Below are 13,981 nucleotides of genomic sequence, written 5' to 3'. Positions count from 1 at the left end.
GAGTGTTCAAGAAAAAGGCCTCGCGCCGGGTCGGCGAGAAGCCTCTTTGTTGAACCGAGGGCCGACCGGGCCCTCGTGCCTGCGACCGTCAGTCGTTGGCGTAGATGTCCACGTCCTTGGTCTCGCGGATGAAGATGGTGCCGATCACCAGCGTCATCGCGGCGATGACGATCGGATACCAGAGGCCGTTGTACATGTTGCCGGTGCTGGCCACGATCGCGAACGCGGTGGTCGGCAGCAGGCCGCCGAACCAGCCGTTGCCGATGTGGTACGGCAGGCTCATCGAGGTGTAGCGGATGCGGGTCGGGAACAGTTCGACCAGCATCGCAGCGATCGGGCCGTAGACCATGGTCACCAGCAGCACCAGGTAGAACAGCAGGGCCACCGTCATGCCCTTGTTGATCTTCGCCGGGTCGGCCTTGCTCGGATAGCCAGCGGCCTTCAGCTGTTCGGCGACGTTCTTCTTGAAGGCCGCGATCTCCTTGGCCGAGGCTTCGTCGAACTTGCTGTTGACCACGTTGCCGGTCGGCGCCGTGATGGTCGCGTTGCCGATCTTCACCACTGCGGGCGAGCCGGGCGGGCCGTCGGCGCGCTCATAGCTCACCGAGTTTTGCACCAGGTAGCGCTTGGCGATGTCGCAGGAGCTGCGGAAGTCGATCTCGCGGGCCACCGGGTTGCCCTGGAACGAGCACGAACGCGGATCGGCGGTCACGACGACGCCGGCCGTGGCCTGCGCGCGCGCCAGGTCGGGGTTGGCGTTCTCGGTCAGCATCTTGAAGACCGGGAAGTAGGTCACGACCGCCAGCAGGCAGCCGGCCATGATGATCGGCTTGCGGCCGATCTTGTCGGACAGCGTGCCGAAGACCACGAAGAACGGCGTGCCGAGCAGCAGCGCGGCGGCGATCATCAGGTTGGCGGTGGTCGCATCGACCTTGAGCTGCTGCGTCAGGAAGAATAGCGCGTAGAACTGGCCCGAATACCAGACCACGGCCTGGCCGGCGGTCAGGCCCACCAGCGCCAGGATCACGATCTTCAGGTTCTTCCACTGGCCGAAGGATTCGGCCAGCGGCGCCTTCGAGGTCTTGCCCTCGGCCTTCATCTTCTGGAAGGCCGGCGACTCGGACAGCGACAGCCGGATCCAGACCGAGATGCCGAGCAGCAGGATCGAGACCAGGAACGGAATGCGCCAGCCCCAATCGGCGAAGGCGGCTTCGCCCATCCCTTCACGGACACCCAGGATCACCAGCAGGCTCAGGAACAGGCCGAGCGTGGCGGTGGTCTGGATCCACGAGGTGTAGGCGCCGCGCTTGCCGTGCGGCGAGTGCTCCGCCACATAGGTGGCGGCACCGCCGTACTCGCCGCCGAGCGCCAGGCCCTGCAGCATGCGCAGCGCGATCAGGATCACGGGGGCCGCGACGCCGATGGTCGCGTAGCTGGGCAGCAGGCCGACGATGAAGGTCGACAGGCCCATGATCAGGATCGTGACCAGGAAGGTGTACTTGCGGCCGATCATGTCGCCGAGACGGCCGAACACGATGGCGCCGAAGGGGCGCACCAGGAAGCCGGCAGCGAAGGCAAGCAGCGCGAAGATGAAGGCCGCGCCGGCGTCGAGGCCGCTGAAGAACTGGCGCGCGATCACGGGCGCGAGCGAGCCGTACAGATAGAAGTCGTACCACTCGAAAACGGTCCCGAGCGACGAGGCGAAGATGACCTTCTTCTCCTCCTTGCTCATGGGCCGGGGAACGTTTGCCGCTCCCCTTGAATCTAGTGTGGCTGCCATGTCGTCTCCTGTTGAATTTGCGCCCACGGCGTGGGACGTGCAGCATTCTTGGAGTGGCGACTGACCCGAGGCTGTCGCGAAACTGAACGGCGGCTGACGAATTAGGGTGTAACCCGCGCCTTACGTTTCAGATCGCAGTAAAACTACTTATTGCTGCTGCGCAGCAGCGATGGACGCTGGTCGGCGGCCGCCCAATCCGGGCCGTCGAACCAGGCTTCGCCGCGCAGGTAGGCGCGCAGCATCGCGAGGCCGTCGAAGCCCCAGAACAGCCGGCCATCGACCTCGAAGGCCGGCACGCCGAAAACGCCCCGCGCGATGGCGTCGTCGGTACTGGCCTTGAGCTGCGACTTGACCGCGTCGCCGCCCGCGTCGCGCTGTTGCCGCAGCGACGCCGCCAGCGCCGCCAGGCGCGTCGCGTCGCCGGGCTCCTCGCCGCTGCGCCAGACATCGCGGAACACCGTCTCGGCCACCTGCCGGCTGATGTCGCCGTCGGCGCTGGTCGCCAGCGCCAGCCGCAGATGCGGCAAGGGGTTGTAGGGGTGGGTCGCGGGCATCCGGATCGGAATGCCGTGTGCCTGGCCGAGCCACAGCACGTGGCGGTAGGTCCAGCTGCGCTTGGCCGGGATCTCGGCCGGCCCGAGCTGGCCATGGTGCTTGAGCAGCGCACCGAGCAGCACCGGCCGGTAGGCCACGCTGTAGCTCGATCCCTCGAGCGCCTGCGGCAGGTGCTCGAAGGCCAGGTAGGCATAGGGCGAGATGAAGTCGAGATGGAAGCTGATGTGCTTCACGGCGTGCTCCCTGCGCCGAAGCCGGCCTCGGCGCGCAGTTCGATGGCGCGCCAGACGCTCCGCTTGCCGGCGTCGTCCATGCGGCTCCAGCCGGCGATCTCGGCGATGGTGCGCAGGCAGCCTTCGCAGAAGCCGCTGGAGGCGTCCATGCGGCAGATCGAGATGCAGGGCGACGGCAGGTCGCGGGCCATGGCGCGCGCTGCCAGCGCGCGCTCGGGCAGCGTCGACAACGTGGCGATGACGCTCACACCACATCCTCGACCGGCGCGCCGGTCAGGCCTTCGAGCTGCTGCGGATGCAGGCGCACCACCGCGCGCGGATGGCCGGCCGCGGCCCAGATCTCCTCGAAGCGGAACAGCTCGCGGTCGATCAGCATCACCGGCGCGGTGGCATGCGCGAAAGGCGAGACGCCGCCGATCGAGAAGCCGGTGCGGGACTTCACGAACTCGGCATCGGCGCGCCCCAGCTTGCCGACCAGCGCCTCGACCTTCTTCTCGTCGACGCGCTTGTCGCCCGAGGTCACGACCAGCACCGCGGCATCGTCCGACTTGCGCCGGAAGACGATGCTCTTGGCGATCTGCGCCACCTCGATGCCAAGGGCATCGGCGGCCTGCTGAGCGGTGCGCGCGGCGTCGTCGAGCATCTGCGGCGCGTGCGGATGGCCCTTGTCCTGCAGCAGTCGGGCGACGCGCTGCACGCCCTCGGGCAACGAGGTCAACTCGGCACCGCACATGTCAATGCCCGCCCGGCCACGGGCAGCGATAAGCGAAGCGATGAGCGTGGGGGCATGTCATCAGACGGTCCTCTTGTTGCGGATCGCCTTGGAGGCCCGCGAGTTCGGCTCGCGACTCAGCGCCTCGCTGATGTAGACGCCGGCGTCGATCAGCTTGTCGAGGTCGATGCCGGTCTCGATGCCCATGCCATGCAGCATGTAGACCACGTCCTCGGTCGCGACGTTGCCGGTCGCGCCCTTGGCGTAGGGGCAGCCGCCGAGGCCGGCCGACGAGGTGTCGTACTGCCAGACGCCCATCTCGAGGCTGGCCAGCGTGTTGCCCAGTGCCTGCCCGTAGGTGTCGTGGTAGTGGCCCGAGATGTCGTCGACGCCGAAGTGCTTGAGCGTGGCCTCGATCGCGCGCTGAACCTTGACTGGCGTGCCGACGCCGATGGTGTCGGCCACACCGACGTGCTGCACGCCGATCTCCTTCAGGAGGCCGGCCAGCATGTCGACCCGCGACGGTGCGATCTCGCCTTCGTAGGGGCAGCCCACGGCGCAGGACATGGCGGCGCGCACATGGATGCCGTGTTCGCGGGCCGCTGCCACCACCGGGCGGAAGCGCTCGATGCTCTCGGCGATCGAGCAGTTGATGTTGCGCTGGCTGAAGGCTTCGCTGGCGGCGCCGAAGACCACGATCTCGTCGGGCCACTCTTCGCGCGGCGCGGCGATCGCGGCCTCGAAGCCCTTCATGTTGGGCGTCAGCACCGAATAGCGCACGCCGGGCTTGCGGCGAATGCCGCGCATGACTTCGGCGTTGTCGGCCATCTGCGGGACCCACTTGGGCGAGACGAAGCTCGTGACTTCGATCTCCGTCAGGCCGGCGTCCTGCAGCCGGTGCACGAGGCCGATCTTGATCTCGGCCGGCACGGGTTGCTTCTCGTTCTGGAGTCCGTCGCGCGGGCCGACGTCGACGATCTTGACTTTGGAGGGGAGGTTCATGGGGCGCTCGCAGTCGGTGAGAAAGGTGCAGCAGCCATTTTCTCCGCATCCGGATCGGCATGGCGCTCAGTGGGATTTGGGCAGGCGGGGATCATCTGTGGGCCGAACCGGGCAATGTTCAATACCCCCGCGCCGCGTCCACCACGCCCGCCACCGCCTCCCCGCGCTCCATCGCCCGGATCTTCCCCGCGATCTGCGCGATCGACGTGTCGCGCTCGGTCCGCGCCGAGCCGTGCGGCGTCACCATGATCTTCGGATGCGACCAGAACGGATGTCCGGCCGGCAGCGGCTCGACATTGAAGACATCGAGCGTGGCGCCCGCGAGCTGGCCGCTGTCGAGCAGCGGGATCAGGTCGTCGTCGACCAGGTGGGCGCCGCGCGCCACGTTGATCAGGTAGCCGCCGGAGCGGCCGCCGTTCAACTTCGACAGCGTGTCGCGGTTCAGGATGCCGCGCGTCTCGGGGGTCAGCGGCAGCAGGTTCACGAGCACGCGGCTGGCACCGAGGAAGTCGTCGAAGCGGGACTCGCCGGCGAAGCAGTGCAGCCCTTCGATCCGCTTGGGCGACCGGCTCCAGCCGTTGACCGGAAACTCGAACTGCGCCACGGCCTTGGCCACGCGCTCGCCGAGCACGCCTAGCCCCATCACGCCGACCGCGAAATCCTTGCGCTCGCGCGGCTTGCGATAGCTCCAGCGGCCGGCTCGCGCCTCGGCCTCGTAGGCATCGAACTCGCGGAAATGCCGGAACAGCGCATGGCAGACGTACTCGGCCATCTGCACCGACATGCCGGCATCGTCGAGCCGAACGACCTGGGTCTGCGGCGCCACCTTGAGCTTGAGCAGCGCATCGACACCGGCGCCGATGTTGAACAGCCCGCGCAGTGCCGGCTGCTCGTCGAGGAATTGCTGCGGCGGCGCCCAGACCACGGCATGGTCGGCGGGTGCGGCGCCGGGGGTCCAGTTCTCCACCACGGCTTCAGGCAGGGCGGCGCGGAGGCCCTCGATCCAGGGATCGGGACGGTTGTCGGTCAGGCAGACGGTGATTCGGATCGGGGAGGAAGTCATCTCCGAAGCTTAAACCGCGATGCGCAGCAACTCGGCCCCCTCGGCGACCTGGTCCCCCGGCACGTACAGCAGCTCCTCGACCGTGCCATCCGCCGGCGCCGCGATCGTGTGCTCCATCTTCATCGCCTCCATCACGGCCAGCGGCTGGCCGCGGCTGACCTTGTCGCCGGCCTTGACCGCGAAGGACACGACCTTGCCGGGCATCGGCGCAGTCAGCCGGCCGCCTTCGGCATGGGTCTCGCCCGCATGCGCGAGGCGGTCGATGGCGAGGATCCGGGTCGCGCCCGCGGCGCCGAACACATAGGCCGTGTCTTCGTCCTGGTAGACATCGAGCGTGTGGCGCTGGCCATTGAACTGCAGTTCGAGCTCGCCCGAGGGAAAGCTGCCGATCACCAACGGCCCGGCCACGTCGCCGACCTGCAGCCACAGCGCGCCATCGTGCAGGTAGCGCAGCGTGGCGCTCTTCAGCTCGCCGCGGAACTCGAATTCGAAGGGCCGCGTCGCCACGCCATGCGACTGCCAACCATCGCGCCGGCTGAAGGGATCGCCATTGGCACTCGCCGCTTCGGCCAGCAGCGTGCGCGCGATCGATGCCGCGGCCGCCAGCGGCAGGCCCAGCGGCTCCTGGTCGAACAGCACGGCGCGCTCGCGCTCGATCAGTGCGGTGTCGAGCTTCGCGTTGGCGAACGAATCGGTGCGCAGGATGCCGCGCAGGAACTGCACGTTGGTCGCCACGCCGACGATGTGGGTCTGCGCCAGCGCGAGGTCGAGCCGGGCCAGCGCTTCCTCGCGCGTGGCGCCGTGCACGATCAGCTTGGCGATCATCGAATCGTAGAAGGGCGAGATCACGCCGCCTTCGCGCACACCGTCGTCGATGCGCACGCGGCTGCGCTGGAAGGCCGTCGCCTGAGGCTTGCGATAGACGCGCAGCGTGCCGGTGGCGGGCAGGAAATTGTTGTCGGGGTTCTCGGCGCAGATGCGCGCCTCGATCGCGTGGCCATGGATCTGCAGCTGCTCCTGCTTCAGCGGCAATGCCTCGCCCGAAGCCACGCGCAGCTGCCACTCGACGAGGTCGAGCCCGGTGATCGCCTCGGTCACGGGATGCTCCACCTGCAACCGCGTATTCATCTCCATGAAGAAGAAATTCATCTCGGCGTCGCCGCGCTGCTCGACGATGAATTCCACCGTGCCGGCGCCGACGTAGTTCACGGCCCGCGCCGCCGCCACGGCCGCCTCGCCCATCTGCCTGCGCATCGCCTCGGTCATGCCGGGCGCGGGCGCTTCTTCAAGCACCTTCTGGTGGCGGCGCTGCACCGAGCAGTCGCGCTCGAACAGGTAGACGTAGTTGCCCTGCGTGTCGCCGAAGACCTGGATCTCGATGTGGCGCGGCCGCTGCACGTACTTCTCGATCAGCACCGCGTCGTCGCCGAAGCTGTTGATCGCCTCGCGCTGGCACGAGGCCAGCGCCGCGGCAAAGTCCGCGGCCTTCTCAACCACCCGCATGCCCTTGCCGCCGCCACCCGCGCTGGCCTTGATCAGCACCGGGTAGCCGATGCGGTCGGCCTCGCGCTGCAGCAGCGCCGGGTCCTGGTCGCTGCCGTGGTAGCCCGGCACCAGCGGCACACGGGCCTTCTCCATGAGCTGCTTCGACTCCGCCTTGAGGCCCATGGCCTTGATCGCCGACGGCGGCGGGCCGATGAAGACCAGGCCCGCATCGGCGCAGGCCTGCGCGAATTCCTCGTTCTCGCTCAGGAAGCCGTAGCCCGGGTGCACCGCCTCGGCGCCCGTGGCCTTGGCGGCCTCGAGGATCTTCTCCCAGCGCAGGTAGCTGTCCTTGGGCGCACTGCCGCCGAGGTACACCGACTCGTCGCAGGCGCGCACGTGGTTGGCGTGGGCGTCGGCGTCGGAGTACACCGCCACCGTCCGGATGGCCATGCGGCGCGCCGTCGAAGCCACGCGGCAAGCGATCTCGCCACGGTTGGCGATCAGGATCTTCTTAAACATTCGATGAGTCTCCAGGAGGATTTTTCTTGAGCTGGAAGGCGGGCACCACGCCGGGATCGGACCGGCCGCTGAAGATCCGCGCCACACGGCCTAACAAGGACTTGAGGAAGCGCCAGCTCTTGCGGATCAACCAGACGCTGAGCACCAGCACGGCGATGAACAGCAGCCCGAACACCAGCGGATGCGCCACCGCCAGCCACAGGCCGACCGGCACCGCCGTGTCCTCGACCAGCGAGGCGCCCACATTGGTGAAAGGCTCGGGCGAGGTGTTGATCGCGGCCCGCGTGGTGGCCTTGGCCGCATGCGCGGTGGCCGCGAAGCCGCCGCCGAGCAGGGCCGCCACCAGCGCCATCGCCGCGTGGTCGGCGCCGAACACACCCGCCGCGAGCGCAGCCCCGGCAGGGATGCGGATCGCCGTATGGACCATGTCCCAGATCGAATCGAGGCCCGGGATCTTGTCGGCGAAGAACTCGACGAAGACCATGAAGCCGCTGGCCGCCAGCACCACCGGGTGCGCGAGCAACTGCAGGCCGCTCGGCAACGGAATCCAGCCCAGATAGCCGGCGAGGCCGGTCAGCAGCACCACCAGGTACAGGCGCACGCCGCTGGCCCAGCCGAGCGCGGCGGCCAGCGCGAGCAGTTGCGGCATGTCGAGCGAGTTCATGGATTCAACCAGGAAGGCTTGCGCTTCTGCAGGAACGACTGCACGCCCTCGCGCCCCTCGTCGCTGGCGCGGATGTCGGCGATGCCCTCGACCGTCTTCGCGATCAGCGCATCGTCGATCTCCCGGCCCGCCACGTCGGCAATCAAGGTCTTGCAGGCCCGCACCGCGGCCGGGCTGGCACCGGTCAGCGCCCGCGCGATCTCGGCCACCTTGGCATCGAGCGCGTCGGCCGCCACCACTTCGTGCACCAGGCCGATGCGATGCGCCTCGGCGGCCGCGAAGCGCTCGGCCGTGAGGAACCAGCGCTGCGCCGCCCGCGTGCCCATCGCGCGCAGCACGTAGGGGCTGATGGTCGCCGGCACCAGGCCGATCTTGACTTCGCTCAGGCAGTACCAGGCGCTGTCGACGCTGACCGCGATGTCGCAGGCGGCGACCAGGCCCATGCCGCCGGCATAGACGTCGCCCTGCACGCGCGCGATGGTGGGCTTGGGGCAGTCGGCGATGGTGCGCAGCATCTCGGCCAGCTTGCCGGCATCGGCGATGTTCTCGTCGCGCGTGTAGTCGGCCATGCGCCGCATCCAGTTGAGGTTGGCGCCGGCGCAGAAGGCCGGGCCGTTGGCGCCGAGCACGATCGCCCTGACCTGCGGCGCGGCACCGGCCTCGGTGAAGGCCTGCGTCAGCTCGGCGATCACGATGTCGTCGAAGGCATTGCGCGCCTCGGGCTGGTCGAGCCAGATGCGGGCGATCGCGCCGTCGATCGACAGCTTCAGCTTGGTGAAGGACGTGCTCATGAGGATTTCGCTTCCTGTTGCAGCAGATAGACCCAGTCGAGCTCAGGGCCGGGCCGGGCCATGGCGGTCAGCGCGGCACTGAGCTGGCCGCGATGATGCGTCGCGTGGTTGAAGACATGGCCGAGCGCCGGTGCGAATGGAATGCGCACCGCGTCGCCGTTGTTGCGGGTGTAGGCGAGATCGCCGTCGAAACGCTCGGGCGCCTGCTCCGCCAGCCAGGGGCTCCATCGCTGCACGGCCCGACCCAGCGCATGGCAGGCCTCGCCGCGATCCGCGTGCAGCTCGGTGTCCAGCGGCAGGCGCAGCGACCGGCCTTCGGCGAAACGAGCGAACCAGATGTCGTCGGTCACCAGAAGATGGTTGACCGTGCGGTGCACCGAGCGAAAGTAGAGGCCGCATTCGCGGTGCCAGTCCGCATCGGACAGGCCCGCCAGGTTCGACCCGATCAACCGCTCGGTCGCCCACACGTGGTAGCGGGCCAGGCTGGCGAAGTAGTTCGCGAGCGTCATGGCGCTCACATGCGGAAGATGCCGAACTTCGGCTCGGGGATCGGCGCATTGCGCGACGCCGCCAGGCCCAGCGCCAGCACGCGCCGCGTGTCGGCCGGGTCGATGATGCCGTCGTCCCAGAGGCGCGCGGTGGCGTAGTACGGATGGCCCTGCACCTCGTACTGCTGGCGGATCGGCGACTTGAAGGCTTCTTCCTCCTCGGCGCTCCACTGCCCGCCCTTGGCCTCGATGCCGTCGCGCTTGACCGTGGCCAGCACGCTCGCGGCCTGCTCGCCGCCCATCACGCTGATGCGCGCGTTGGGCCACATCCAAAGGAAGCGCGGCGAATAGGCACGCCCGCACATGCCGTAGTTGCCGGCGCCGAAGCTGCCGCCGATGATGATCGTGAACTTGGGCACGTTGGCGGTGGCCACCGCGGTCACCATCTTGGCGCCGTGGCGCGCGATGCCCTCGTTCTCGTACTTGCGCCCGACCATGAAGCCCGTGATGTTCTGCAGGAACACCAGCGGCGTCTTGCGCTGGCAGCACAGCTCGATGAAGTGGGCGCCCTTCTGCGCCGACTCGCTGAACAGAATGCCGTTGTTGGCGACGATGCCGACCGGCATGCCCTCGATCTCGGCGAAGCCGCAGACCAGCGTGCTGCCGAAGCGCGACTTGAATTCGTGGAACTCGCTGCCGTCGACGATGCGGGCGATGATCTCGCGCACGTCGAAGGGCTTGCGGGTGTCGGTGGGGATGACGCCGTAGAGCTCGTCGACCGGGAAGGCCGGCGCGCGGATCGCAGCCGCCGGCGGCGCCTCGGCCGCGGCCTTGCGGGCGTTGAGGTTGGCGATCGCCGAGCGCGCCAGCGCCAGCGCATGCAGGTCGTTCTGCGCCAGGTGGTCGGCCACGCCCGACAGCCGCGTGTGGACGTCGCCGCCGCCCAGGTCTTCTGCGGTGACGACCTCGCCGGTGGCCGCCTTCACGAGCGGCGGGCCGCCCAGGAAGATGGTGCCCTGGTTCTTGACGATGATGCTCTCGTCGCTCATCGCCGGCACGTAGGCGCCGCCCGCGGTGCAGGAGCCCATCACGACCGCGATCTGCGCGATGCCCTGGGCGCTCATCTGCGCCTGGTTGTAGAAGATGCGGCCGAAGTGGTCGCGGTCGGGAAAGACCTCGTCCTGGTTCGGCAGGTTGGCGCCGCCGGAGTCGACCAGATAGATGCAGGGCAGCCGGTTCTGCTCGGCGATCTCCTGCGCCCGCAGGTGCTTCTTGACCGTGACCGGGTAGTAGGTGCCGCCCTTCACGGTGGCGTCGTTGCAGACGATCATGCAGTCGACGCCGCTGACCCGGCCGATGCCGGCGATCAGGCCCGCGCCGGGCGCTGCGCCGTGGTACATCGCATGCGCGGCGAGCGGCGCCACTTCGAGAAAGGGCGTGCCCGGGTCCAGCAGCTGGGCCACGCGGTCGCGCGGCAGCAGCTTGCCGCGCGCCGTGTGCTTGCTGCGCGCGGCCTCGCCGCCGCCGGCCTCGACCTTGGCGAACTGCACGTGCAGGTCGTCGACCAGCGCGCGCATCGCGGTCGCGTTGGCCTGGAATTCCGCCGAGCGGGCGTTGAGTTGGGTCTCGAGCTTCATGCAGTCTTGTCCTCGTCCAGCCCCAGCTGGTGCTTCATTGCTTCGCGAATCTTGAACTTCTGGATCTTGCCCGTGACCGTCATCGGAAACTCGGTCACGAACTCGATGTAGCGCGGCACCTTGTAGTGCGCGATCTGGCCCTTGCAGAACTTGCGCACCTCGTCGGCCGTCACGCTCTGGCCCGGCTTGGCGATGATCCAGGCGCAGAGCTCTTCGCCGTACTTCTTGTCGGGGAGTCCCACCACCTGCACGTCCTGCACCTTGGGATGGCGATACAGGAACTCCTCGATCTCGCGCGGGTAGATGTTCTCGCCGCCCCGGATCACCAGGTCCTTGATGCGGCCGACGATGTTGACGTAGCCCTCGGCGTCCATGGTGGCGAGGTCGCCGGTGTGCATCCAGCCCTCGGCGTCGATCGCCTCGCGGGTCTTCTCCGGATCTTCCCAGTAGCCGTGCATGACCGAATAGCCGCGGGTGCAGAACTCGCCCGAGCTGCCGCGCGGCATCAGCTCGCCCGTGACCGGATCGATGATCTTGATCTCCAGGTGAGGCTGCACCGTGCCGACGGTCGACACCCGCTTCTCGAGCGGCGTGTCGGTCGAGCTCTGGCAGCTCACCGGGCTGGTCTCGGTCATGCCGTAGGCGATCGTGATCTCGCGCAGGTGCATCTGGTCGACCACCCGCTTCATGACCTCGGTCGGGCACGGCGAGCCGGCCATGATGCCGGTGCGCAAGGTCGAGAAGTCGAATTCCTTGAAGCGCGGATGGTCGAGCTCGGCGATGAACATGGTCGGCACGCCGTGCAGGCCGGTGCACTTCTCGTCCTGCACGGTCTGCATGACGGCCAGCGGGTCGAAGCCGTCGTTCGGATAGACGATGGTGGCGCCGTGCGTGATGCAGGCCAGGTTGCCCAGCACCATGCCGAAGCAGTGGTAGAGCGGCACCGGGATGCACAGGCGGTCGACCGGCGACAGCCGCATGCATTCGCCGATGAAGAAGCCGTTGTTGAGGATGTTGCGATGCGTCAGCGTCGCGCCCTTGGGGAAGCCCGTGGTGCCGCTGGTGAACTGGATGTTGATCGGATCGCTCGCCTTGAGCGTCTTGGCGATCAGGTCGACCTGCGGGTCGTCGGCATCGCCGCTGTCGTGCAGCGCCGAGAAGCGCATCAGGCCCGGCAGCTCGCCTTCGGCGCCGGCCGCATCGATCCATGCCACGGTGCGCAGGTGCGGCAGCCGCGCCGCCTTCAGTGCGCCGGGCGCGGCATCGGACAGCTCGGGCGCCAGCTCGCGCAGCATGCCGACGTAGTCGCTGGTCTTGAAGCTCTTCATCGTGACCAGCGCCTTGCACGCCACCTTGTTGAGCGCGTATTCGAGCTCAGAGGTGCGGTAGGCCGGGTTGATGTTGACCAGCACGATGCCGACCTTGGCCGTGGCCAGCTGCATCAGGACCCAGGGCGCGTTGTTGTGCGACCAGATGCCGACCCGGTCGCCCGGCACCAGCCCCAGCCCCAGCAAGGCGCTGGCGAGACGGTCGACTTCGCGCCGGAGTTCGCGGTAGCTGTAGCGCTTGCCCTCGTGCACGCTGACCAGCGCTTCGTGGTCGCCCTGCCGGGCCGCCATGTCGTCGAAGAAGTCGCCGAGGGTCTGTTCGATCAGCGGTGTGTCGGTGGCGCCCTGCGCCATGCTCAGCGTCGGGTTCATCGCGCCTCCGTCAGGCGGTCTCGGCGAACAGTTCGCGGCCGATCAGCATGCGCCGGATCTCGCTGGTGCCGGCGCCGATCTCGTAGAGCTTGGCGTCGCGCCAGAGCCGCTCGACCGGGAAGTCCTTGGTGTAGCCCACGCCGCCCAGCGCCTGGATCGCCTCGCCGGCCATCCAGGTCGCCTTCTCGGCCGAGTACAGGATGGCGCCGGCCGCGTCCTTGCGGAAGGTGCGCGCGTGGTCGCTGCGGTCGCAGGCCTTGCCGACCGCGTACACGTAGGCGCGCGTGGCCTGCCAGGTCGAGTACATGTCGGCCAGCTTGCCCTGCATCAGCTGGAATTCGCCGATGCTCTGGCCGAACTGCTGGCGCTCGTGCACGAAGGGCAGCACCGCATCCATGCAGGCCGCCATGATGCCCAGGGGGCCACCGGAGAGCACCGCGCGCTCGAAGTCGAGGCCGCTCATCAGCACCTTGGCGCCCATGCCCTCGCCGCCCAGCACGTTTTCCTCGGGCACCTCGCAGTTGTCGAAGTAGAGCGGGAAGGTGTTGGAGCCGCGCATGCCGAGCTTGTCGAGCTTGGTGCCGGCCGAGAAGCCCTTGAAGCCCTTCTCGACGATGAAGGCGGTCATGCCGCGGGCGCCCATCTCGGGCTCGGTCTTGGCGTAGATCACCAGCGTGTCGGCATCGCCGCCGTTGGTGATCCACATCTTGCCGCCATTGAGCACGTAGCGGTCGCCCTTCTTCTCGGCCCGCAGCTTCATGCTGACCACGTCGGAGCCGGCATTGGGCTCGCTCATCGCCAGCGCGCCCACGTGCTCGCCGCTCACCAGCTTGGGCAGGTACTTCTTCTTCTGGGCCTCGCTGCCGTTGCGGTGGATCTGGTTCACGCACAGGTTGGAATGCGCGCCGTAGGACAGCCCGACCGAGGCCGAGGCCCGCGAGACTTCTTCCATGGCCACGATGTGCGCCAGGTAGCCGAGCTCGGTGCCGCCGTATTCCTCTTTCACGGTCATGCCATGCAGGCCGAGGTCGCCGAGCTTCTTCCAGAGGTCGGCCGGGAACAGGTTCTCGCGGTCGATGTCGGCGGCGCGCGGCGTGATCTCGTGGGCGGCGAAGTCCTGGATCGCGTCGCGCAGGGAATCGATGGTGTCGCCCAGGTCGAAGTTCAGGCCGGGATCGTGCATGGGTTTGTCTCCTTGGTCGGGTCCGCGCCGGAACTCTCCCGGGCGGCAGCTCGCAGCTTACGCTGTGTGCCGGTGCATTTGGCGCCACAATGGTTGCAAATCGCGCCACCCAATCTGCCAATCCGCATGCCCTCGTCACCCCTCCAGAGCACACGACGCGCAGCCACGC

At 68.1% G+C, this 13,981-nt stretch carries 13 protein-coding genes; all 13 read right to left on the bottom strand.

The genetic code is table 11. The features are described from left to right. Nucleotides 1–88: 88 nt before the first annotated feature. Nucleotides 89–1,780, bottom strand: coding sequence for an MFS transporter (locus tag QTI45_RS23000; protein ID WP_286370124.1), 1,692 nt, complete (start codon nucleotides 1,778–1,780; stop codon nucleotides 89–91). A gap of 143 nt (nucleotides 1,781–1,923) precedes the next feature. Continuing rightward, nucleotides 1,924–2,568 carry a 2-hydroxychromene-2-carboxylate isomerase gene (locus QTI45_RS22995; protein ID WP_286370125.1) on the bottom strand — a complete coding sequence of 215 codons (645 nt, stop codon included), beginning with the start codon at nucleotides 2,566–2,568 and terminating at the stop codon, nucleotides 1,924–1,926. After that, complete coding sequence (locus tag QTI45_RS22990; RefSeq protein ID WP_286370190.1) at nucleotides 2,565–2,759, bottom strand: DUF1289 domain-containing protein; 195 nt, start codon at nucleotides 2,757–2,759, stop codon at nucleotides 2,565–2,567. Before QTI45_RS22990 ends, QTI45_RS22995 begins: the two co-directional genes overlap by 4 nt. A gap of 53 nt (nucleotides 2,760–2,812) precedes the next feature. After that, the gene (locus tag QTI45_RS22985) at nucleotides 2,813–3,301 is read right to left on the bottom strand and encodes a YbaK/EbsC family protein (RefSeq protein ID WP_286656004.1); all 489 of its coding nucleotides are present in this window, start codon (nucleotides 3,299–3,301) and stop codon (nucleotides 2,813–2,815) included. Nucleotides 3,302–3,361: 60 nt separating this feature from the next. Next, nucleotides 3,362–4,282, bottom strand: a complete 921-nt coding sequence (locus tag QTI45_RS22980; RefSeq protein WP_286370127.1) for a hydroxymethylglutaryl-CoA lyase — start codon at nucleotides 4,280–4,282, stop codon at nucleotides 3,362–3,364. A gap of 118 nt (nucleotides 4,283–4,400) precedes the next feature. Next, complete coding sequence (locus tag QTI45_RS22975; RefSeq protein ID WP_286370191.1) at nucleotides 4,401–5,330, bottom strand: 2-hydroxyacid dehydrogenase; 930 nt, start codon at nucleotides 5,328–5,330, stop codon at nucleotides 4,401–4,403. Between the two features lie 24 nt (nucleotides 5,331–5,354). Continuing rightward, nucleotides 5,355–7,349, bottom strand: a complete 1,995-nt coding sequence (locus QTI45_RS22970) for an acetyl/propionyl/methylcrotonyl-CoA carboxylase subunit alpha (RefSeq protein WP_286370128.1) — start codon at nucleotides 7,347–7,349, stop codon at nucleotides 5,355–5,357. Next, complete coding sequence (locus tag QTI45_RS22965; RefSeq protein ID WP_286370129.1) at nucleotides 7,342–8,013, bottom strand: DUF4126 domain-containing protein; 672 nt, start codon at nucleotides 8,011–8,013, stop codon at nucleotides 7,342–7,344. The genes QTI45_RS22970 and QTI45_RS22965 overlap by 8 nt, the downstream gene beginning before the upstream one ends. Beyond that, nucleotides 8,010–8,804, bottom strand: coding sequence for an enoyl-CoA hydratase/isomerase family protein (locus QTI45_RS22960; RefSeq protein ID WP_286370130.1), 795 nt, complete (start codon nucleotides 8,802–8,804; stop codon nucleotides 8,010–8,012). The genes QTI45_RS22965 and QTI45_RS22960 overlap by 4 nt, the downstream gene beginning before the upstream one ends. Then, a complete protein-coding gene (locus tag QTI45_RS22955) occupies nucleotides 8,801–9,313 on the bottom strand; it encodes a DinB family protein (protein WP_286370131.1) in 513 nt (170 codons plus the stop codon). The genes QTI45_RS22960 and QTI45_RS22955 overlap by 4 nt, the downstream gene beginning before the upstream one ends. Nucleotides 9,314–9,318: 5 nt before the next feature. Then, the gene (locus QTI45_RS22950) at nucleotides 9,319–10,929 is read right to left on the bottom strand and encodes a carboxyl transferase domain-containing protein (protein ID WP_286370132.1); all 1,611 of its coding nucleotides are present in this window, start codon (nucleotides 10,927–10,929) and stop codon (nucleotides 9,319–9,321) included. Continuing rightward, complete coding sequence (locus QTI45_RS22945) at nucleotides 10,926–12,629, bottom strand: AMP-binding protein (protein ID WP_286370133.1); 1,704 nt, start codon at nucleotides 12,627–12,629, stop codon at nucleotides 10,926–10,928. Before QTI45_RS22945 ends, QTI45_RS22950 begins: the two co-directional genes overlap by 4 nt. 10 nt (nucleotides 12,630–12,639) lie before the next feature. Further along, the gene (locus QTI45_RS22940; protein WP_286370134.1) at nucleotides 12,640–13,812 is read right to left on the bottom strand and encodes an isovaleryl-CoA dehydrogenase; all 1,173 of its coding nucleotides are present in this window, start codon (nucleotides 13,810–13,812) and stop codon (nucleotides 12,640–12,642) included. Between the last annotated feature and the right edge of the window lie 169 nt (nucleotides 13,813–13,981).

This window comes from Variovorax saccharolyticus, assembly GCF_030316765.1.
In the GTDB taxonomy this organism is placed as follows: domain Bacteria; phylum Pseudomonadota; class Gammaproteobacteria; order Burkholderiales; family Burkholderiaceae_C; genus Variovorax; species Variovorax saccharolyticus.
The sequence above is the reverse complement of the archived record's forward strand: the minus strand, read 5'-3'. Positions and strand labels throughout refer to the sequence as shown.